The 21,428-nt window shown below is 58.2% G+C and carries 17 protein-coding genes; 6 read left to right on the top strand and 11 right to left on the bottom strand.

From position 1 onward, the window contains the following. Positions 1 to 81: 81 nt before the first annotated feature. Positions 82 to 696, bottom strand: a complete 615-nt coding sequence (locus MFP24_RS16245) for a LysE family translocator (RefSeq protein ID WP_249231298.1) — start codon at positions 694 to 696, stop codon at positions 82 to 84. A 164-nt stretch (positions 697 to 860) separates the two neighbouring features. On the opposite strand from MFP24_RS16245, the gene MFP24_RS16250 reads away from it, so the two are divergent. The 3 genes from MFP24_RS16250 (at position 861) to folA (ending at position 2,868) form a co-directional block, all read left to right on the top strand. Beyond that, a complete protein-coding gene (locus tag MFP24_RS16250; protein WP_249231297.1) occupies positions 861 to 1,637 on the top strand; it encodes a threonine/serine exporter family protein in 777 nt (258 codons plus the stop codon). Further along, a complete protein-coding gene (locus MFP24_RS16255; RefSeq protein ID WP_136166065.1) occupies positions 1,628 to 2,098 on the top strand; it encodes a threonine/serine exporter in 471 nt (156 codons plus the stop codon). Before MFP24_RS16250 ends, MFP24_RS16255 begins: the two co-directional genes overlap by 10 nt. A 287-nt stretch (positions 2,099 to 2,385) precedes the next feature. Further along, the gene (gene folA / locus MFP24_RS16260) at positions 2,386 to 2,868 is read left to right on the top strand and encodes a type 3 dihydrofolate reductase (protein WP_249231296.1); all 483 of its coding nucleotides are present in this window, start codon (positions 2,386 to 2,388) and stop codon (positions 2,866 to 2,868) included. Positions 2,869 to 2,919: 51 nt separating this feature from the next. On the opposite strand, the gene apaH is transcribed toward folA, so the two are convergent. The 6 genes from apaH to lptD all read right to left on the bottom strand — a co-directional run bounded on the left by apaH (position 2,920) and on the right by lptD (position 9,745). Next, positions 2,920 to 3,756, bottom strand: coding sequence for a bis(5'-nucleosyl)-tetraphosphatase (symmetrical) ApaH (apaH, locus tag MFP24_RS16265; protein ID WP_249231295.1), 837 nt, complete (start codon positions 3,754 to 3,756; stop codon positions 2,920 to 2,922). A gap of 2 nt (positions 3,757 to 3,758) precedes the next feature. Beyond that, positions 3,759 to 4,136 (bottom strand): Co2+/Mg2+ efflux facilitator ApaG/CorD, encoded by a 378-nt coding sequence (gene apaG / locus MFP24_RS16270; RefSeq protein WP_249231294.1) that lies wholly within the window; start codon positions 4,134 to 4,136, stop codon positions 3,759 to 3,761. Between the two features lie 15 nt (positions 4,137 to 4,151). Next, positions 4,152 to 4,970, bottom strand: coding sequence for a 16S rRNA (adenine(1518)-N(6)/adenine(1519)-N(6))-dimethyltransferase RsmA (gene rsmA, locus MFP24_RS16275; protein WP_249231293.1), 819 nt, complete (start codon positions 4,968 to 4,970; stop codon positions 4,152 to 4,154). Further along, positions 4,963 to 5,964 (bottom strand): 4-hydroxythreonine-4-phosphate dehydrogenase PdxA, encoded by a 1,002-nt coding sequence (pdxA, locus tag MFP24_RS16280; RefSeq protein WP_249231292.1) that lies wholly within the window; start codon positions 5,962 to 5,964, stop codon positions 4,963 to 4,965. The genes rsmA and pdxA overlap by 8 nt, the downstream gene beginning before the upstream one ends. Then, positions 5,964 to 7,259 (bottom strand): peptidylprolyl isomerase SurA, encoded by a 1,296-nt coding sequence (surA, locus tag MFP24_RS16285; protein ID WP_249231291.1) that lies wholly within the window; start codon positions 7,257 to 7,259, stop codon positions 5,964 to 5,966. The genes pdxA and surA overlap by 1 nt, the downstream gene beginning before the upstream one ends. 92 nt (positions 7,260 to 7,351) lie before the next feature. After that, positions 7,352 to 9,745: an LPS assembly protein LptD gene (gene lptD / locus MFP24_RS16290; RefSeq protein WP_249231290.1), complete on the bottom strand. Its 2,394-nt coding sequence runs from the start codon at positions 9,743 to 9,745 to the stop codon at positions 7,352 to 7,354. A 150-nt stretch (positions 9,746 to 9,895) separates the two neighbouring features. Between lptD and djlA the strand changes: the two genes are divergently transcribed. After that, the gene (gene djlA / locus MFP24_RS16295; protein ID WP_249231289.1) at positions 9,896 to 10,765 is read left to right on the top strand and encodes a co-chaperone DjlA; all 870 of its coding nucleotides are present in this window, start codon (positions 9,896 to 9,898) and stop codon (positions 10,763 to 10,765) included. Between the two features lie 54 nt (positions 10,766 to 10,819). On the opposite strand, the gene rluA is transcribed toward djlA, so the two are convergent. The 4 genes from rluA to MFP24_RS16315 form a co-directional block, all read right to left on the bottom strand. Next, positions 10,820 to 11,473: a bifunctional tRNA pseudouridine(32) synthase/23S rRNA pseudouridine(746) synthase RluA gene (gene rluA, locus MFP24_RS16300; RefSeq protein WP_249231288.1), complete on the bottom strand. Its 654-nt coding sequence runs from the start codon at positions 11,471 to 11,473 to the stop codon at positions 10,820 to 10,822. Between the two features lie 20 nt (positions 11,474 to 11,493). Then, positions 11,494 to 14,397 (bottom strand): RNA polymerase-associated protein RapA, encoded by a 2,904-nt coding sequence (gene rapA / locus MFP24_RS16305; protein WP_249231287.1) that lies wholly within the window; start codon positions 14,395 to 14,397, stop codon positions 11,494 to 11,496. Positions 14,398 to 14,571: 174 nt separating this feature from the next. After that, positions 14,572 to 16,938 (bottom strand): DNA polymerase II, encoded by a 2,367-nt coding sequence (locus MFP24_RS16310; protein ID WP_249231286.1) that lies wholly within the window; start codon positions 16,936 to 16,938, stop codon positions 14,572 to 14,574. Positions 16,939 to 17,071: 133 nt separating this feature from the next. Continuing rightward, a complete protein-coding gene (locus tag MFP24_RS16315; protein ID WP_407062015.1) occupies positions 17,072 to 18,649 on the bottom strand; it encodes a sensor domain-containing diguanylate cyclase in 1,578 nt (525 codons plus the stop codon). 585 nt (positions 18,650 to 19,234) lie between these two features. Here MFP24_RS16315 and MFP24_RS16320 point away from each other — a divergent pair. Together MFP24_RS16320 and MFP24_RS16325 are read left to right on the top strand one after the other, a co-directional pair. Further along, entirely contained in the window at positions 19,235 to 20,371 is a 1,137-nt protein-coding gene (locus MFP24_RS16320; RefSeq protein WP_249231283.1) for an ABC transporter substrate-binding protein, read from the top strand. A gap of 128 nt (positions 20,372 to 20,499) precedes the next feature. Continuing rightward, on the top strand, positions 20,500 to 21,399 hold the full coding sequence (locus MFP24_RS16325; protein WP_249231282.1) for a branched-chain amino acid ABC transporter permease: 900 nt from the start codon (positions 20,500 to 20,502) through the stop codon (positions 21,397 to 21,399). Positions 21,400 to 21,428: the final 29 nt, after the last annotated feature.

Raw genomic sequence — 21,428 nt, forward strand, 5'->3', positions numbered from 1 at the left:
CGTGCTCCCTCCCCTGCGAAGGGGAGGGTTGGGGTGGGGTTGGACTGCCCCGCTCGACGGGCCTTAAATTTAAAACCGCCGTTAACCCAGCGCCACCTTGATACCGAGCGCAATCAGCACCGTACCCAGCAGTTTATCCACCAGCTTTTGCGCTTTTTCCAGCACGCGGCGTACCGGCCCGCTCTGAAAAATAACCACCAGCAGCGGCCACCAGACTGCGGCCAGAACCCAGATAATCATGGCATACCACAGTTTCTCGCCGACGCCGGAGTCGACGCTCAGCACCTGGGTAAACATCGCCAGAAAGAACAGCGTTGCCTTCGGGTTCAGCAGATTGCATAAGTAGCCCTGCAAAAAGGCTCTCTTCATGCTGACCCGCTGTTTCGTTAAACCCGCGAGATTCATTTTACTCCCGCCGCGGGACAGCAGCGCCTGAACGCCAACCCAGATCAGATAAGCGGCCCCGGCGTATTTCAGTAAATTGAACAGCCAAGGGGTGGTGGTGATAACCACCGCCAGCCCCGCCACGCAGTACGCCATATGGGTCGCTACGCCGCAAATTACGCCTAATGACGTCATCAGCGCCGCGGCTCGCGGATAGCGGGCCGCATTTTTGATTACCAGAAAAAAATCAGGCCCGGGCGAAAGCATGCCCAGCGTGGCAATGGTGGCGACAAATAGCGATGTTTCCAGCATGATGGGTTCCAGGTGGCGGAAATAAGAAATAAAAACAGGATAGAATAATAGCGCCGGAGCAATTAATTCGCATCACCATTATTGGCTATTGCCCGGTAATATGTTAACAAGTCTCCTTGCTTTGTTCAGGGTTAATTTCTGTGGGTCGGGATCGGGATAAAAACATGGTCGATGAAACGTCACGGCAAAGGGAGATTACCCGGCTGTGCATTCAGTGCGCGCTGTTGCTGTTGCAGCACGGCGCGGAAAGTACGGTTGTGGAGCAGTTGCCCGCCAGGCTTGGCGTGGCGCTGGGCGTTGATAGCGTCGAGAGTTCGATCTCGGCGAACGCCATCGTCCTGACCACCATCCAAGGGGGGCATTGCCTGACGTCCACGCGCAAGAATGTCGATCGCGGCATCAATATGCACGTGGTTACCGAGGTGCAGCACACGGTGATTATGGCCGAGCATAGATTGCTGGATGTGGCCGGGGTGGAGAAACGTTTTGCCCATATCAAGCCGCTGCGCTATCCGCGCTGGCTGATGGTGTCCATCGTGGCGCTGTCCTGCGCCTGCTTCAGCCGGCTGAACGGCGGCGGGTGGGACGCCTCGGTGGTGACGCTGGTCGCCAGCGGCCTGGCGATGTACGTGCGCCAGCTATTCACCGCCCGCCACCTTAATCCGCTGATTAACTTCTGTATTACCGCATTCGTGGCGACGTCGGCCTCGGGGCTATTGATGAAGCTGCCCGTTTTCCAGCACACCTCAACCGTGGCGATGGCGGCCAGCGTGCTGCTGCTGGTTCCCGGTTTTCCGCTGATCAACGCGGTGGCCGATATGTTTAAAGGACACGTTAATACGGGACTGGCCCGTTGGACGGTGGCCAGCCTGCTGACGCTGTCTACCTGCATTGGCGTGGTGATGGCGCTGGCGATGTGGGGGTTACGCGGATGGGCTTAACGCTGTTGGGGGAACTGTTACTGGATATGGCGCTGGCGGCGGTGCCGGCGTTGGGCTTCGCCATGGTGTTCAACGTTCCCGTCAGAGCGCTGCGCTATTGCGCGGCGCTGGGAGCGCTGGGACACGGCGTGCGCTTTATCGCCATGCATTTCGGTTTGAACATCGAATGGGCCTCGTTTCTGGCGGCGATTACCATCGGCATTCTCGGCATTCGCTGGTCGCGCTGGCTGTTGGCGCACCCCAAGGTGTTCACCGTCGCCGCGGTGATTCCCATGTTCCCGGGGATTTCGGCCTATACCGCGATGATTTCCGTGGTGGAGCTGTCGCACCTTGGCTACAGCGAAGAATTGATGAGCGTAATGATCACCAATTTCCTTAAGGCCAGCTTTATCGTCGGGGCGTTGTCCATCGGCCTGTCGCTGCCGGGAATATGGCTGTACCGCAAGCGCCCCAGCGTCTAAATATATTGCTATACCCAATAGATTTCGAGATGCAGGAAGGCGGCAACCGAGTGAGTCCCCAGGAGCTTACTTAAGTAAGTGACTGGGGTGACTGACAAATCTGCCTGGAGCAGATTTGAACGCTGCTTGCAGCGGCCCCAACGGGGCGAGGCCCACGGATGGGCCGAGTAATGCAGCCAACGCACCTGCAACTTGAAAGATGACGGGTATATAAGAGGTATCCATATCGACGAGTGCGGGGGCTTTCCGTATAGTGTCAGCAATTTTCTGACCTATAGGGTTTCACCATGGTTATTAGTTTGATTGCTGCATTGGCTGTGGATCGTGTTATCGGTATGGAGAACGCCATGCCGTGGCATTTACCGGCGGATTTGGCGTGGTTTAAACGTAATACGGTAGATAAGCCGATCGTGATGGGGCGCAATACTTTCCGTTCTATCGGTCAGCCGTTGCCGGGGCGGCTCAATATTGTGGTCAGCAATCATCCCGGCGATGACGACCGGGTGACCTGGGTGTCCTCACTGGACGAGGCGCTGGCCGCCGCCGGCGATGCGCCAGAAGTGATGGTGATCGGCGGCGGGAGTATCTACCGGCAGATGTTGCCCAGGGCCGACCGGCTGTATCTGACCCATATCGATGCGGAAGTCGAAGGCGATACGCATTTTCCGGATTATGAGCCTGATGAGTGGTCGTCCACTTTCAGCGAATTTCACGATGCGGATGAGCGCAATTCTCACAGCTACTGTTTCGAGATTCTGGAAAGAAACTGATTTCTTTTGATCGGGGCGCAGACGGCGCGCCCTGGTCATATTGCGGACGGATTACTCGGCATTGCCCGCATCCGGGCGCGACAGCGATTTCTGTCTGAAGTAGCGCTTGTCTTCCCAGCGCAGCATGGTCAACTCCCCGCCCCAGCAGCAGCCGGTATCCAGCGCGTAGATATTCTCCGGCGTGCCTTTTCCTTCCAGCGACGCCCAGTGCCCGAAAGCGATGGCGTACGCCGGGGCGATCCGGCTCGGTAATTCAAACCACGGCTTCAGCAATGAGGGCGCCTGCGTCGGCGGCTCTTTGCAGATCATATCCAGTTGACCGCCCGCGAAGCAGTAGCGCATACGGGTAAAGACGTTGGTGCTGAAACGCAGGCGGGGCAGGCCGCTAAGCTCCGGGCTCCAGTGATTCGGCATGTCGCCGTACATCGAGTCGAGAAACAGAGGGTAGCTATCGCTGACCAGCATGGATTCCACTTCCCGGGCGCACATTTGCGCGGTTGCCAGATCCCACTGCGGCGTAATGCCGGCGTGCGCCATCACCAGCTTTACGTCTTCATCAACCTGCAACAGCGGCTGGCGGCGCAGCCAGTTAATCAGCTCATCGGCGTCCGGCGCTTCCAGCAGGGCGTTGAGCCGGTCTTTGGGCTTATTGCGGCTGATCCCTGCGTAGACGGCCAGCAAATGCAGATCGTGATTGCCTAAAACCACGCGGACCGCGCTGCCGAGCGAGCGAACAAAACGCAGCACCTGAAGCGAATCCGGACCGCGGGCCACCAGATCGCCGGTCAGCCACAGGGTATCCTGTCGCGGGTGGAAAGAAACCTGCGCCAATAGCGCCTCAAGTTCCGCTATACAGCCGTGAACATCGCCAATCAAATAAGTAGACATAATTAATGTATCAGTGAGGGAATAGCCAGACGGAATACGGGAATAGCGACCTGAAAAGCGTTACCCTGATGATCGATCATCTGGTAGTGCCCTTCCATGGTGCCTAACGGGGTTTCCAGCACCGTGCCGCTGGTGTACTGAAATTCACTGCCGGGCGGGATCACCGGCTGCTCGCCGACGACGCCTTCTCCCTGGACCTCGGTCTGATGACCGTTGGCATTGGTAATCAGCCAGTAGCGGCCGAGAAGACGTACCTCATGCCGCCCCAGATTGCGCACCGTGATCGTATAAGCGAAGACGAAACGTTCTTCATCAGGCAGTGACTGAGACTCGACGTAAAAGCTCTGGACCTGTACACAAACACGGGGCGCATTAATCATCACGAACAACTCCAGTTATTCCGGCGCGGCAGGATGCTCGGTCAGCCAGTTCGCCAGGCGGCAGTATTGCTCCACCGTCACGTTTTCGGCCCGACAGGCCGGGTCGATGCCCAGCTCGGTCAGCAGTGGCGGCGTAAAGAGATTACCCAGGCTGTTGCGCAGCGTTTTACGCCGCTGATTAAACGCCGCGGTGGTAATCCTGCTCAGCGTACGGATGTCGCTCACCGGATACGGAACCTGCGCGTAAGGAACCAGACGGACCACGGCGGAATCGACTTTCGGCGCCGGTTTAAACGCCGTGGGCGGCACTTCCAGCACCGGGATCACCTGACAGTAATACTGGGCCATCACGCTTAAGCGGCCGTAGGCTTTACTGTCGGGACCGGCGACAAGACGGTTGACCACTTCCTTCTGCAGCATAAAGTGCATGTCGCGGATAGCCTGAGTATAGCTGAACAGGTGGAACATCAACGGCGTGGAGATATTATACGGCAGATTGCCGAACACCCGCAGCGGCTGTCCGGCCTGCTCGGCCAGCGCGGAGAAATCCACCGTCATGGCGTCCTGCTGAATAATGGTCAGCTTATCTTTCAGCGTGGGATGGGTTTCCAGCCGCGCCGCCAGATCGCGATCCAGCTCGATGACGGTAAAGCGATCCATCCGCTCGCCGACCGGCGCGGTAAGCGCGCCAAGTCCGGGGCCGATCTCGACGATGGCCTGACCGGGCTGCGGATAAATGGCGGAAACAATGCTGTCGATCACGAAACGATCGCTTAAAAAGTTTTGCCCAAAGCGTTTACGGGCGAAGTGACCTTGGTGTACTCGATTATTCATTAATGTGCGTTGTCATTTTAATGGCAAGGTTTAATGCCGTGATAAAGCTGCCGGGATCGGCGCTGCCGCTGGCGGCCAGCTCCAGCGCCGTGCCGTGATCGACCGAGGTGCGGATAAACGGCAACCCCAGCGTGATATTCACCGCGCGGCCGAATCCCTGATATTTCAGCACCGGCAGGCCCTGATCGTGATACATCGCCAGCACCGCGTCCGCGTGTTGCAGATACTTCGGCTGAAACAGCGTATCCGCGGGCAACGGACCGATAAGGGCGATGCCCTGACGGCGCAGTTCATCCAGCGCGGGGATGATGACGTCCAGCTCTTCACGGCCCATATGGCCGCCTTCCCCGGCGTGGGGATTCAGGCCGCAAACGTAGATTTGCGGCCGTTCGATGCCGAATTTGCTCTGTAAATCATGATGCAGAATGGTGACGACTTCATGCAGGCTCTGCCGGGTAATGGCGGCCGAGACGTCGGCGAGCGGCAGATGCGTGGTGGCTAACGCGACGCGTAATTCTTCGGTCGCCAGCATCATCACCACGCGCTTGCAGCGGCTGCGGTCGGCGAAAAATTCGGTATGTCCGCTGAACGGCACCCCGGCGTCGTTAATGATGCCTTTGTGAACCGGCCCGGTGATCAGGGCGGCGAATTCGCCGTTCAGGCAGCCATCGCAGGCGCGCGCCAGCGTCTCGACCACGTAGGCGCAGTTGCTGACGTTAAGCCGGCCGGCCACCACGGTGGCCGGGGCAGGGAGCGCCAGCAGCGTCAGGGTTCCCGCCTGCTGCGGCCGGGCGGGCGTCCCGGGCTGGTAATGCCGCAGGGTCAGCGGCAGGCGCAGCTGCAGCGCCCGGCTCATCAGCAGGTCGGGGTCGGCGCACACCACCAGCTCGACCGGCCACGGCCGCTGCGCCAGCGCAATAACCAGATCGGGGCCGATCCCGGCGGGCTCGCCGGGAGTGATCGCCACGCGTGGCGTATCGTCGTTGCCGTGCATCAGTCGTCCGCGCCGTTGACGATTTTAACGTAAGCCGCCGCGCGCTGTTCCTGCATCCAGGTTTGCGCCTCTTCGGCAAACTTGCGGTTGAAAATCATGCGGTAGGCGCGCTCTTTCTGCGCCGCGTCGGTTTTATCCACCTGGCGGGTATCCAGCAGCTGAATCAGATGCCAGCCGAAAGCGGAGTGGACCGGCTGACTGATTTCGCCTTTGCGCAATTTCAGCAGCGCATCGCGGAACGCCGGATCGTACATATCCGGGGAAGCCCAGCCCAGATCGCCGCCCAGATTGGCCGAACCGGGATCCTGCGACAGTAGTTTCGCCTGCGCGGCAAAGTCGGTGCCGCCGTTTTTAATCTGCTGGGCGACCTCTTCCAGCTTCGCCTGCGCCTGGCTGTCGGTCATCACCACCGAAGGCCGCAGCAGAATATGGCGGGCATGGGTTTCGGTGACCGACACGGTTTTATCGCTGCCGCGCAGATCGTTAACCCGCAGAATATGGAAGCCGACGCCGGAACGAATAGGACCGACTATCTGTCCTTTCTGCGCCTGCGTCAGCCGTTCGGCGAACAGGGTCGGGATCTCCTGCAGCTTGCCCCATCCCATTTGGCCGCCTTGCAGCGCCTGGGAGTCGGCGGAATAGCTGATGGCGAGCTTGGCGAAATCCGCGCCTTCGTTGATTTGCTTCACCAGGGAGCCGGCCAGATTTTCAGCTTCATCAACCTGCTGCTGGCTGGGGTTTTCCGGTAACGGAATAAGGATATGGCTCAGATTGAGTTCGGTATCTTCCCCGGTCTGGTTGGCGATCTGTTTGGCCAGCGCGTCCACTTCCTGCGGCAGCACGCTGACGCGCCGGCGAACTTCGTTATTGCGCACCTCGGCGATCAGCATCTCTTTACGAATCTGGCTGCGGTAGGTGTTGTAGTTAAGACCTTCATAGGCCAGCTGGCTTTTTAACTGATCGAGCGTAATACGGTTCTGGGCGGCGATGTTGGCGATAGCCTGATCCAACTGCTGATCCGTAATCTGGATACCCATTTTCTGCGCCATCTGCAGGACGATGTTATCCATGATCAGACGGTCGATAATCTGATGGCGCAGGGTGGCGTCATCCGGCAATTGCTGGCCCGCCTGTTGGGCATTCAGTTTCACCGACTGCAAAAGGCCGTTGACGTCGCTTTCCAATACGACGCTGTTATCAACCACTGCTGCAACTTTATCAACCACTTGTGGTGCTGCGAACGCGGTAGAAGCACTTAGTGCCAATCCGAGAATAAGCGTTCTCCAGTTATTCATACCTTTCCCATTTATCTCATCCGCAAGGCGGGTTAAAAGTTTCGTTGATACAGCCTGTTCGCCCATTTATACCGGCTGACGGCGCGATGGCGTCAAAATGCGCGCTGGTAAGGCAAAATACCCGACCGCAGCATTTTTTCGGAGCCCAGACTGTAATTATTGCTTAAACCACGTAATTCGATATTAAACGACACCTTATTATCATACACGCTGCCGTTGCTCTCCCAGTCGGTGATTTTGCGTTCGTACCCGACGCTGACGGCCCAGCAGCAGGTGTTGTACTGCACCCCAATCAACTGGCTGGCAGGCTGATTGGCCTTGGTATCATAGTAGTAAGCTCCCACCACGGCCCACTGGTCGACGATCGGCCAACTGGCGGTCACGCCCACCTGCGAAATGCCCTGTTGGAAACCGGGATTGCGCACATTCGGCAGCATGGCCTGAATGTACTCCGGGCTGGCGAAGCGGTAGTTCAACTGTACCAGACGCTCGGCGTCTTTGCGGTACTCCAGCACGGCGTCGCCCAGCGCCACTTCGTTGCGGCGGGCGTCGTACTGCAATCCGCCCCGCATGCCCCAGTTGTCGTCAACCTTCAGATAGGCGTCGCCGGCCCATACCATGCTGCCGTTATCATCGCTTTGATCGAGCGACATATTGCTATCGCCGGTGCGCGGACGATCAAAGTAATAGATTTGACCCACGGAGGCATTAAAACGTTCAACCAGTTCGTCATCATAAATACGCGATGTCACCCCGGTCGCCAACTGGTTGGCCGAAGCGATACGGTCCAGGCCGCTGTAGCTGCGGTCGCGGAACAGCCCGGAGTAGTCGGCCTGCAGCAGCGTTGAATCATAGGTATGGATGTCGCTTTGGTCGCGATAAGGCACATACAGGTACTGCGCCCGCGGCTCCAGCGTTTGGGTATACCCCTGCGACCAGTTCATCTCGCGCTCGAAAACCATCTTGCCGTCTATCTTGTACTGCGGCATCACGCGGTTTACCGAGTCTTTCAGATTATACTTTGAACTGTCGCTGACCGTCGGGTCGGCGCGGTAGCGATCGAGATTGTCCTGCTGGTAATGCGTCGCCAGCAGCTTGGCTTCGGTGTTCAGGCTGCCCCAGCGGTTGGTCAGCGGCAGGCTCAGCGCCGGTGCGATATGCAGACGCGTGGCTTCCGGCCGTTTATCGTTCACGTTGGTGAATTTTACCGCCTGACCGTAAAGATGCAGATCGACCGGGCCGATATCATTCTGATAGTAATTGATATCGAGCTGCGGTTCGGCGCGGTAGACGTCCCGGCTGTTGGCGGTGGAAAATACCTGGAACTGTTTGGTGGAGAGCGTGGTATCCCAGTTTTGATTGGCGTAGCCCACGCTGAGTTTTTGTGAGACGTAGCCGTCGGTGGTGGAGCCGTATTCGGAGTCCAGATCGGTGAAATAGCGATCGTCGCTGACTTTGGTATAGTCGGTGTCGAAACGCCAGACCTGATCCATCACGCCGTTGTGCTGCCAGTGAAACAGCCAGCGGGGGTCGTTATCGTCCCGCGGCGCGTCTTTGGCGTATTCGTCGTCGCTGGGCAGCCAGTCGAACTGAATGGTGCCGGCGCCGGGGGCGGTCAGATAACGGAATTCGTTCTGCCACTGCATGCCGCGTTTGGTTTGCAGATGCGGCGTGATGGTAGCGTCAAAATTGGGCGCGATATTCCAGTAATAAGGCGTCAGCAGCTCAAAGCCGTTGCTGCTGCCGAATTTGGCATTGGGGATCAGGAAACCCGAGCGCCGCTTGTCGCCGATGGGCAGTTGCAGGTAAGGGCTGTAGAAAACCGGTACGCCGCCAATCATAAAGCGCGCGTTCCAGATTTCGGCAACCTGCTCTTCGCGGTCCTGAATCACTTCCGAACCGACGACGCTCCAGCTATTATCTCCCGGCAGGCAGGAGGTAAAGGTGCCGTTTTCCAGAATGGTGTAGCGATTACCGTCGCGCACTTTCATTTTGTCGGCGCTGCCGCGTCCCTGACGGCCGACCATCTGATAGTCGCCCTCATACACGTCGGTATCTTTGGTATTGAGGTTCGACCAGGCCTTGGGGCCTTTCAGAACGACCTGGTTATCGTCGTAATGCACGTTGCCGGTGGCGGTAATGGTACGCGTGGGCGCGCCGTCCTGAGCGGCGGATGCTATCTGGTTGAGCTCCACCTGCTCGGCGGTCAGTACGCTGTTGCCCTGCTCGATATTGACGTTGCCGCTGAACAGGGCGCTGTCAGGGTAGTTGGCGGCGGTTTTGTCGGCCTGAATATTTACCGGCAAATCATTGGGATCGCCGGTGACCAGCGGCCTATTGTACGTAGGTACGCCAAGCATGCACTGTTCGGCGAGATCGGCCAGCGTTTGCTGGCTGTATAGCGCCGACCAAATCAGGGTGGCCAGCAGGGTTGGGAAACTTTTTTTCATACGCGGTATCAGGTGTTCCGTCATCAGAGGCATCATGCCGGCAAACGGTCAGAGACTATATCACTCGTCAGCGTTGCGCCAGTGTTAAATCCCCACTGTTTAATACGCGCTGCCGTTAGGTGCAAAGATAAATGACGGGTATGATAAAGCAATTTTTAGCCGGCGGCATGAGGATTTGAGGAGTATATGCGGTATTGGGGAAAGTTGCTGGGGCTTGTGCTGGGAATTATCTCCAGCGGCGGCATCTGGGGAATCATCACGGGACTGCTGATGGGGCACTGGTTTGACCGGGCCCGGGCATCGCGTCGCCGTGACTTTTTCTCCGCCCAGTCCACGCGCCAGTCGCTGTTTTTTCTCACCACCTTCCAGGCGATGGGCCACCTTACCAAATCCAAGGGACGGGTAACGGAAGCGGATATCCAGATCGCCACCAGGGTGATGGATCGCCTTGAGCTGTTCGGCGAGGCGCGCGCCGCGGCGCAGCAGGCTTTTCGCGAAGGCAAGGCCAGCCATTTCCCGCTGCGGCTTAAGCTGCGCAAACTGCGCGATGCCTGCCTGGGGCGTTTTGATCTGATTAAGATGTTTCTGGAAATTCAACTGCAGGTGGCGTTTGCCGATGGCGTGCTGCATCCGAATGAAAGACGTTTGCTGTATGTTATCGCCGATGAACTGGGCGTGACCCGCGAGCAGTTCGACTTTTTTCTGCGCAATATGGAAAGTTCGGCTTACCACGCCAGGCACGGCGACGGCAGACAGAGCGGCAAGTCCCACCAGCGCCGCGGCCAGTCGTCCGGCGGCCATTCTTACGGCGGGCAGCGGCCGCCGGTCTCCCCGCGCGGACCCACGCTGGAAAGCGCCTGCCGTACGCTGGGCGTACGGCGCAACGATGATGCGGCGACGATTAAGCGCGCCTATCGTAAGCTGATGAGCGAGCACCACCCGGATAAATTGGTGGCGAAGGGGCTATCGCCGAGGATGATGGATATGGCCAAGCGCAAGGCGCAGGATATTCAGGCCGCCTATGAACTGCTGAAAAGCGCCGATCAAGTAAAGTAACGCCGTCTCCTTTCCCCCGCCTTTATCGCTCTCTCCTCCTGTCTGCTACCGTCCCTAAAAGTCCGCCTCACAGCGAAAGTGCATCGGCGCGTTGAATTGCGGGTGGGTGATGCACAGCTCCTGGGCGTGAAGCAGCAGACGGGGCGCCAGCGCCTTGGCGGCGGGATGGGCGTAAAAGCCGTCGCCCAGAATCGGGTGGCCCAACGCCAGCAGATGGACGCGCAGCTGGTGAGAGCGCCCGGTGATCGGCATCAGCCTGACGCGGGTGGTGCCGTCGCCGTCGCGCGACAAAACCTGGTATTCGGTTTGCGCGGCTTTTCCCTGCTCAAAACAGACTTTCTGTTTGGGCCGGTTCGGCCAGTCGCAAATCAGCGGCAGGTCGATCAATCCCTCGTCCCGCTCCATTATCCCCCAGACGCGGGCGATATAGGACTTTTTGGGCTCGCGTTCGCGGAACTGGCGCTTTAACTCACGCTCGGCCGCTTTGGTCAGCGCTACAACCATTACCCCGCTGGTGGCCATATCCAGACGATGGACGGACTGGGCGTCGGGGTAGTCGGCCTGAATGCGGCTCATCACGCTGTCCTTGTGTTCCGGCGCGCGGCCGGGAACGGAGAGCAAGCCGCTGGGCTTGTTCACCGCCATGATGTGCCGATCCTGATACAGGATATGCAGCCAGGGATCGGCGGGGGGATTATAGGCTTCCATCGATAACGCCTCTCTCCCGGCTACTGGTGGGTGACCACCACCAGGCGAATGGCGTCCAGACGCCAGTTTGCCTGATGAAGGTTACGCAACACCTGCTCGCGCTGATTTTCCAGCGCGCTCAATTCATCGTCGCGAATATTCGGGTTGACGGCCTTGAGCGCTTCCAGACGTTCCAGCTCGCGGCGCAACTGCAGGTCGGCCTGCTGCTGGGCATCGGCGATCAACCGGCGCGCCTGTTCTTCCACCAGCGCTTCCGCCTGCTTGAGCATGGCGTGCACGTCCGCCTGGACGGCGTTCACCAGCTTGCTCGAGGTATGGCGGTTGACGGCGCTGAGCTGGCGGTTAAAGCTTTCAAACTCCACCTGTCCGGCCAGGTCGGCGCCTTTGCGGTCCATCAGCAGGCGCACCGGCGTCGGCGGCAGGAAGCGCGTCAACTGTAAATGTTTCGGCGCCTGCGCCTCCACCACGTAGACCAGCTCCGCCAGCAGCGTGCCGACCGGCAGCGCCTTGTTCTTCAACAGCGACACGGCGCAGCTGCCGGTATCGCCGGAGAGGATCAAATCAAGCCCGTTGCGGATCAGCGGATGCTCCCAGCTGATAAACTGCGCGTCTTCGCGCGACAGCGCCTGTTCGCGATCGAAGGTGATGGTGCAGCCGTCCTGCGGCAGGCCGGGGAAGTCGGGCACCAGCATATGGTCGGACGGCGTCAGAATAATCAGGTTATCGCTGCGATCTTCCTGATTGATGCCCACGATATCAAACAGATTAAGCGCAAAGGTGACCAGATTAACGTCGTTATCCTGTTCGGCGATGCCCTGCGCCAGCCTCTGCGCCTGTTCGCCGCCGTTGGAGTGCATTTCCAGCAGGCGGTCGCGCCCTTGCTCAAGCTGCTGTTTAAACTGTTCGTGCTGCTGGCGGCAGAGGCGGATAAACTCATCCAGACCCTGCTGTTCGCCCGGCGCGGTCAGTCGTTCAATCAGCTGCGCATAATGGGCGTCATAGATGGTGCGGCCCGTCGGGCAGGTGTGCTCGAAAGCGTCCAGCCCTTCGTGATACCAGCGCACCAGCAGCGCCTGGGCGGTATTTTCCAGATACGGGATCAGGATCTGGATCTGCTGCGTCTGGCCGATGCGATCCAACCGCCCGATGCGCTGTTCCAGCAGATCGGGGTTGAACGGCAGATCGAACATGACCAGCTGGCTGGCGAACTGGAAGTTGCGGCCTTCGGAACCGATCTCCGAGCAGATCAGCACCTGCGCGCCTTCTTCCTCGGAGGCGAAATAGGCGGCCGCCCGGTCGCGCTCAAGAATGGACAGCCCTTCGTGGAAAACGGCGGCGCGAATGGCTTCGCGGGTGCGCAGCACCTGTTCCAGCTGCAGCGCGGTGGCGGCCTGCGCGCAGATCACCAGCACTTTTTCGTGGCGGTTGGCGGTCAGGTAATTGAGCAGCCACTCAACGCGCGGATCGAAATTCCACCAGGTGGCGTCGTTCCCTTCCAACTGCTGATAAATCTGCTCCGGGTAGAGCATATCGCGCGCGCGGGCTTCGGGCGCTTTGTTGGCGCCCATAATGGCGGACACTTTGATCGCCGTCTGATACTGGGCCGGCAGCGGCAGGCGGATTTGATGCAGAATACGCTGCGGGAAGCCTTTCACCCCCTGACGGGTATTACGGAACAGCACGCGGCTGGTGCCGTGGCGATCCATCAGCATGGCGATCAGTTCCTGCCGCGCGCGCGCGTTGTCTTCGCTGTCGCTGTTAATCGCTTTCAGCAGCGGTTCGATATCCTGCTCGCCGAGCAGTTCGCTCAGTACGTTAAGCTCGGGCGTTTTGGCTTTTTCTCCCGCCAGCAGCAGCGTTACCGCATCGGCCACCGGGCGGTATTGCCGCTGTTCGGCGACGAACTCCCGATAGTCGTGGAAGCGATTCGGATCGAGCAGGCGCAGACGGGCGAAATGGCTTTGCTGGCCCAGCTGTTCCGGCGTGGCGGTAAGCAGCAGCACCGCCGGAATATTGGCGGCCAGGCGTTCGACCGCCTGATATTCGGGGCTGGGGGCCTCTTCGCTCCAGGAGAGGTGATGCGCCTCATCCACCACCAGCAGGCCCCAGTCGGCATTGACCAGCTGTTCGAAACGCTGCGCATTGCGCCGCACGAAGTCCAGCGAACAGATGACCAGTTGCTCGGTTTCAAAGGGGTTGCCGCTGTCCAGCTTCGCTTCCGCGTAGCGTTCATCGTCAAATAGCGAGAACAGCAGGTTGAAGCGGCGCAGCATCTCCACCAGCCATTGGTGCTGCAGGGTTTCCGGCACCACGATCAGCACCCGCTCGGCGCGGCCGGCCAGCAGTTGCTGGTGGATGATCATCCCGGCCTCGATGGTTTTCCCCAGGCCGACCTCATCCGCCAGCAGGACGCGCGGCGCGTGGCGCTGGCCGACTTCGTAGGCGATATGCAGCTGATGCGGGATCAGGCTGGCGCGCATGCCGCGCAGGCCGCCCCACTGCTGCAGCGCCTGTTCGTGCTGATGTTTACGCGCGCGGTAGCGCAGGGCGAAGCGATCCATACGGTCGATCTGGCCGGCGAACAGGCGATCCTGCGGTTTGTTGAACGTCAGCTTGCTATCCAGCATGATTTCGCGCAGTTCGGCCGGGGCCTCGTTATCCAGCCGCTGGCCGCGGTACACCAGCAGCCCGTTCTCATCGCCAATGCTGTCTACTTTCAACTGCCAGCCTTCGTGGCTGGTGACGATATCGCCGGGGTTGAACATCACCCGGGTGATGGGCGCATCGCTTCTGGAATAGAGTCGGTTTTCATCGCTGGCAGGGAAAAGCAGGGTGACCATGCGGTTGTCGACCGCAATCACCGTACCCAATCCAAGTTCGCTTTCCGTATCGCTGATCCAGCGCTGACCAAGTGTAAAAGGCATAAATTCTTAGCTCGATTTTTGTCTGTGTCGGTATAGAGTCGGGTTCTATTTCGCCATGCGCATCCGGCACGAAGAAGATAATGGCGTTGTCGATGTCAATTGAGAAAGGGCGTTATGGTAATGGAAGGCGACGCGTTCGTCACCTGCTCAAAAGCCCGCGGCGGACGCCGATGATTAAAATAACCCCATCTGACCGGTAATCAAGGTAGTGAAATCGTCGTGCAGAAAGGGAAGAATGGCATCCGCCACCGGCTGTAGCTGGCGCTCGACGTAGTGCTGATAGTCGAGCGGCGAATGCCGGGTTTCCAGCGGTTCAGGCCCGCTGGTGGTGATGACGTAGCTAATCCAGCCGCCGTTTTGGTATTGCAGCGGCCGCCCCTGCCGGCGATTGTAGTCGTCGGCGATTTTGGCCGCCCGCGCATGGGGCGGCACGTTGCGCTGATAGTCGTCGAGCCGGCGGCGCAGCCGTTTACGGTAAACCAGCTGCGCATCGAATTCGCCGTTCAGGGTTTTCGCCACATAGTCCCGCAGCCATTGCTGATAAGGCCGTTGCTGAAAGATAAGCAGATAAAGCTGCTGTTGAAAATGCTGCGCCAGCGGCGTCCAGTCGGTGCGCACCGTTTCCAGTCCCTTAAAAATCATTTTTTCGCCCTGGGGCGTATCAATCATCCCGGCGTAGCGCTTTTTACTGCCCTGTTCGGCGCCGCGGATGGTGGGCATCAGAAAACGGCGGAAGTGGGTTTCAAACTCCAGCTCCAGCGCGCTGGTCAGCCCGTGGGTTTGCTGCAGATGCGTGCGCCACCACTGGTTGACCTGCCGCACCAGCGTATCGCCGATGCGGGCCGCCTCTTCCTGCGAATGGGCGCGTTTCAGCCAGACAAAAGTTGAGTCGGTATCGCCGTAGATCACCTGATAACCCTGTTGTTCGATCAGTTCGCGCGTTTTGCGCATGATTTCATGGCCGCGCAGGGTGATGGAAGAGGCCAGCCGGGGATCGAAAAAGCGGCAGCCGCTGGCGCCCAGCACGCCGTAGAAGGCGTTCATGATGATCTTCAGCGCCTGCGACAGCGGTTTGTTGCCGGTGCGCTTGGCGGCCTCGCGCCCTTGCCAGATATGCTCGACGATGGCCGGCAGGCAGTGCTGCCGGCGGGAAAACCAGGCGCCGAGAAAACCGGCGACGGCGTGCCGTTCGTCCGGGTGCTGCATTCCCACCGCCAGACCCACCGGGTCGATCAGGAAGGTGCGGATAATCGACGGATACAGGCTTTTGTAATCCAGCACCAGCACCGAATCGTATAAGCCGGGGCGGGAATCCATCACGAATCCGCCGGGGCTGGCTTGCGGCGCGACCTCTCCCAGGTTCGGCGCCGCATAGCCCATGCGATGCATGCGCGGCAGGTAGAGGTGGGTAAAGGCGGCGACGGAGCCGCCGCTGCGATCGGCGGCCAGGCCGGTCACGTTGGCGCGCTCCAGTAGAAAACGCATCAGTTCCGTTTTGGCGAAAATACGGGTGACCAGTTCGCAGTCCTGCAGGTTATAGCGGGCGAGGGCCGGTTTATCTTCGGCGAAGCGGCGGTCGATCTCGTCCATGCGCTGATAGGGGGTATCAATGGCTTTACCCTCGCCCAGCAGCGTCTGCGCGACGAATTCCAGGCTGAAGGAAGCGAAATTCCAGGTGGCGGACTTAAGCGCCTCGATGCCGTCAATAATCAGCCGGCCCGCGGCGCCGGCAAAAAAATGCCCCGGCTTGAAGCCGTGCTCGCGCCATTCCAGTTCACCGCCGTTGCGGCCCAGCAGCAGCGGGATACGGTAGCGCTCGGCGTGTTTTTGCAATACCCGCAGGTCGAACTGCACCAGATTCCAGCCGATAATGGCGTCAGGATCGTGCCGCTGTAGCCACTGGTTCAGCTTTTCCAGCAGCTGCGGGCGGCTGGCGACATATTCCAGCGTAAAATCATCGGCGTCCGCGGCGAGTCCGTTGGCCGGGCCGAGCATATAAACCTGGCGTTGACCGCAGCCTTGCAGGCCGATGCAGTACAGCTCGCCGTGGCGGTTGGTTTCGATATCCAGCGAAACCAGCTTGAGATCGGGGCGGTAATCGGGATTGGGCTTCATCCGCGCCTGGGTCAGCAGGCCGGGCGACGCGCTCTCGCCGCTCAGCCAGACGGAGGCGGTAATAAAGCGCTCCATCAGAAAACGGTCGGGCGGGCGGATATCCGCCTCATAGACCTGAACCCCGTCTTCGCGCAGCAGCCTTTCCAGCCGCAGCACCTGGCGGTATTGCTGGCAATAGAGCCCCAGCAGGGGCTGATGATGGAAATCCTGCAGCGCCAGCGGCCGTAGCTGCCAGCCTCTCTCTTTGGCTAATAGGCGGCCGGCCTGGTCCTGTTGCGCGGCGGGGATAAAAGCGACGGCCTGCTGCGCGGGCAGGCGGGCCAGCAGCGGACCGTCGTCGGTGGCGAGCCAGAACTCCACCTGGGCGCCGGCGGGGGCGTCATGCCAGTGGCGGGTGAGAATAAAGCCCTGACGAGTCTCGGTCACTAAGGCTGCCTTTTCGTTGGTTGCCGGGGGAGAAAGAGGATTAAGTATGGTTATTTATACAGGTGATGTCCAGCGGTTTGCCGACATCGCCCGTTGAACGGCAGGGGGCATTAAAGCCGTCATCCCGGCGGGCTTAGCGGGCGTCCGCGGCGGCGATCACCCGGTTGCGGCCCTGCTGTTTGGCTTTATACAACGCCTCGTCCGCCATTTTAAACGCCCGCTCCATGGTGATGTCCTGATGGTGCGGCACCCACAGCGATACCCCCAGCGAGATGGTGATATGGCCGACCGTCGGAATATCGGCTTGCTGCACCCTGTTGCGCAGGCGTTCCGCAATCTCCAGCGCGATTTTCATCGTGGCTTCCGGCAATAAAATCAGAAACTCCTCTCCTCCGCTGCGGCATAAAATATCGCTGTCGCGCGAACCGTTGCGGATAAGCTGCGCAAGATAGCCGATCACGCTATCGCCGACATCATGGCCATAGGTGTCGTTAACGCGTTTGAAGCTGTCGATATCCAGCGCGATAATGGCGAAGCTTTTCTGGCCGATCTGCCAGTAACGCAGAATGCTTTCCATTCCCCGGCGGTTGAACAGCCCGGTCATGGGGTCGGTTTGCGCTTCATAGCTCAGCTTGCCGATCTTTTTCTGTAGCAGATCGATGCCGATTAGCATCGCCTGTTTGAGCTGCGTGGCCTCAAAATACCAGGAGCGAATTTTCCTGATGTCGTCGGAAACGTTCAGCGCGTCCATTTTATTGGCGCTGCGCGCCAGCAGCCACAGCGGCTGGGCAATAAGCCGGGCCAGCAGCCAAACGCCGAATAGGGTCAGCAAGGCGAATGGCAGAGTATGCCGCAACACATTCATCATCAGGCTATCCAGCGGCTTTAAGGTTTCACTCGTTGGGCGCTGCACCAGCACTTCCCACCGGTTGGCGGGAACCATGGCGTATCCGACCAGCATTTCTTTACCCTGTTTATCCCCCATCTTGCGGCTGCCGTTGCTCTCCCTGTGGCTATCCATTATCGGGCTGGTGTGGACGACGACGCCGATCTGCCGGGGGTCTTTGTGGTACAGAATTTTTCTAAAGTGGTCGGTCACATAGATATAAGAACCGTCCTGATAATAGTGCTGGTCAAGCAATGCGTTGAGAATACTGGGTTTTTCCAGGTGAATGGAGCCGCCGATAAACCCCTGGTAGCGCCCGTCGCGGCTAAATATCGGTGCGGAGACAAGGACGATCAGGTTATTGACCACGGAGTCATAAGGCGAACTGATCAGCTGATCCCTTTCCTGCAGGGCCTGCCTTACGCCGGCCGTAGTGACCTTTTTTCCTATCCATTGAAACGTATCGGGAAAGGCCGCCTTGACCACGCCGTGTTCATCGACAATGGAGACGGTGTTGAAACTGCGACTCTGTAACCCGATACGTCTGGTTTCCCGGTTCAGGCGGTCGCCGTCATCCACGTGGTCCGCTATCTCGCCGGCGCTGTAAGCCAATTGCTGCAGCGATGTTTTGAAGAAAGTATCGGTGGTGGCCGCCAGCTTGGCCGCGTAAACGCGATTGGCTTCCAACGTGTTATCGATCAGCAACTGACGCTGCACCCGGTAACTGGCGTAAAAACTGTTAATCAACATAATCAGCGCACTGGTAACGGCCAGCAGTAAGATTAATCGTCGTAATCCGATGTGATGGAAGCGTTTTAACAACATATTGGGCAGACTGGCGAGGTGGTAAAAATGGACGCTATCATAAGTGCTGGTATATGGCCTGTAAATTCTGGTTAGTATAGTCATCTTGGGCGAAGGAATGATAAATTTTTCGCCAACGCCTGACGCAAAAAACTTTCCTCCCCTGCTGCTGTAGCATAAAAAGTGGGAAATAGCATATTAAAAGGAATAATCACTATGGCATCTGTTTGCCGTCACGCCGGAGCAGAGCATAAATAGTAGATGACAATCATCGGGATACAATATTGCCGACTCGCCCTGAGGAGCTGATTTACATATAGAATCTTGCTGTTAACCACGGCGCACTTTTTAAAAGCAACGACGAAACAAATTGGTGCATTTCCCTTTATGCCTTTTCCGTCCCGCCGTTTTTCCTACCGTAATAAATCCATTTTTTTGTTATTTATTAATATGTTAATTGCTATTTTATCGTTCTGGCACATTTATTGCTGATTTCAGTTCCGCCAGCAGAATATATCCCTGCGGCAATTTTCAGACTCTCACAGTCAGGCGTACGGCTTTATTCCATTACTGGGATGTGCATCTCTCATTATCAAAGAGGCGATCATGAATAATAATTTTGTCAGAATAACGGTAGCAGCCGCATTTGTTTCCTCCGTTCTCTGCGCCAATGGCGCGCTGGCGGCCGAAGTGAAAATCGGCGTGGTCCTGCCTTTAAGCGGACCGCTTAGCGGCTTTGGGCAACCCTCGCAAAAAGGCGTTGAGCTGATTAATAGCCTGGAGCCGACGCTGAAAAACGGCGATACCATTAAACTGGTCATCATTGATGACAAAAGCGACAAGGTGGAAGCGGCCAACGCCATGCAGCGTCTGGTTTCCAGCGATAAAGTCGACGCGGTGATCGGGGAGGTCACCTCGACCAATACGATGGCGATGACCAAAATGGCCGAAGACACCAAAACTCCGCTGGTCTCCCCGACCGCCACCAACGACCGGGTGACCCGCAACCGCCAGTACGTCAGCCGCGTATGTTTTTCCGATAGCTTCCAGGGCGTGGTCGGCGCCAATCTGGCATCGCGCGATTTGGGGGCGAAAACCGCCGCCATCATGTTCGACAGCAGCAACGACTATTCCGTCGGTCTGGCAAAATCCTTCCGCACCCAGTTTCTGAAAAACGGCGGCACCATTCCCGTCGAAGTACAGGTGCCGGGCGGCAGTAAGGACTTCAAAGCCCAGCTCTCCACCATCAAGTCTAAAAACGTCGATATGATCTATATGCCGATCTATTACACCGAAGCGGCGCTGATCGCGGTGCAGGCCAAACAGCTGGGGCTGAAAGCGCCGGTGGTCGGCGGCGACGGTCTGGCGGCTGACCAGATCTTCTTCACTCTGGGGCAGGATGCGGTGGAAGGCTATATGGCCACCGACTACTACTCGCCGGACGCCAAAGAGCAGACGCCGGAAGGGGAGAAATTTATCAAGGCCTGGGAAGCGAAATATAAAGAGCCGACCCATACCTGGGGCGCGATGACCGCAGATGCTTACAAAATGATCGTCAACGGCATGAACCAGTGCAGCGACCCCAAAGACCGGGTTTGCGTCAATGAAAAAATCCGCGCCACCAATAATTTTACCGGCGTGACCGGCACGCTGACGCTGAAAGACGGCGATGCAATCCGTAGCGCCGTCATCAATGAAGTCAAAGACGGAAAAATGGTCTTTAAAACGGTGGTTAATCCTTAATTATCCCTGGCATTTTTTAAGCTGCGGCGACCTCCTTTACGCGACCCCTTTCAGGGGGGCGTAAAGCCGCGTTCCACGCCGCAGCGTGAAGTTTACTGGCTAAATAAAGGCTAATAAGGATTGAATTTATGGATGCGGCCATTTTCTTTCAGCAAGTGGTTAACGGCATGAGCCTGGGCAGTATGTATGCGCTGATTGCTATTGGGTACACCATGGTTTACGGCGTATTACGACTGATCAACTTCGCTCATGCCGATATCATGATGGTGGGGGCATTCCTTGCCCTGTTCGGTTCCACCACCTTTGAGCTGCCTTTCGGGGCCGCTATTTTATTCGCCATTCTCTTTTCGGCCCTGCTGGGGGTGTGCATCGACCAGATCGCCTACCGCCCGCTGCGGCAGGCTTCCAAAATATCCATGCTGATTACCGCCATCGGCGTGAGTTTCTTTTTGGAGAATCTGTTTAATGTGCTGTTCGGCGGCAGTCCGCGCTTCTTCGCCGCGCCGGAATTTTTTAATCGAACCGTTTCCTTCGGCGGCATCATTATCACCAACGTCGCCTGGCTGGTGCCGCTGGTCACGCTGGTATTGTTGGGCTGCATTCTGTTTATCCTCTACCGCACCCGGCAGGGGATGGCGATCCGCGCGGTGGCCTTTGATGTCAATACCGTCCGCCTGATGGGGGTGGACGCCAACCATATCATCGCCTTTGTCTTCGCGTTGGGCAGTTCGCTGGCGGCGCTGGGCGGAATTTTTTACGCCACCAGCTACCCGACCATCGATCCGTTAATGGGGGTATTAATCGGCCTGAAGGCGTTTGCCGCCGCCGTACTGGGCGGGATCGGCAGCGTAACCGGGGCGGTGATCGGCGGCTTTATTCTGGGCTTTACCGAAGTGGTCGCCGTGGCGATATTTCCGGAACTGGGCGGATATAAAGACGCCTTTGCATTTATGTTTTTGATTTTGGTCCTGTTATTCAGACCGGTCGGCATTATGGGTGATGAAAGACTGGAAAGGAGCCGTTTCTGATGAGAATGCCAACCAATTCCTTTTCGCTG

The sequence above is a fragment of the Brenneria tiliae genome, from assembly GCF_023347575.1.
GTDB lineage: Bacteria > Pseudomonadota > Gammaproteobacteria > Enterobacterales > Enterobacteriaceae > Brenneria > Brenneria corticis.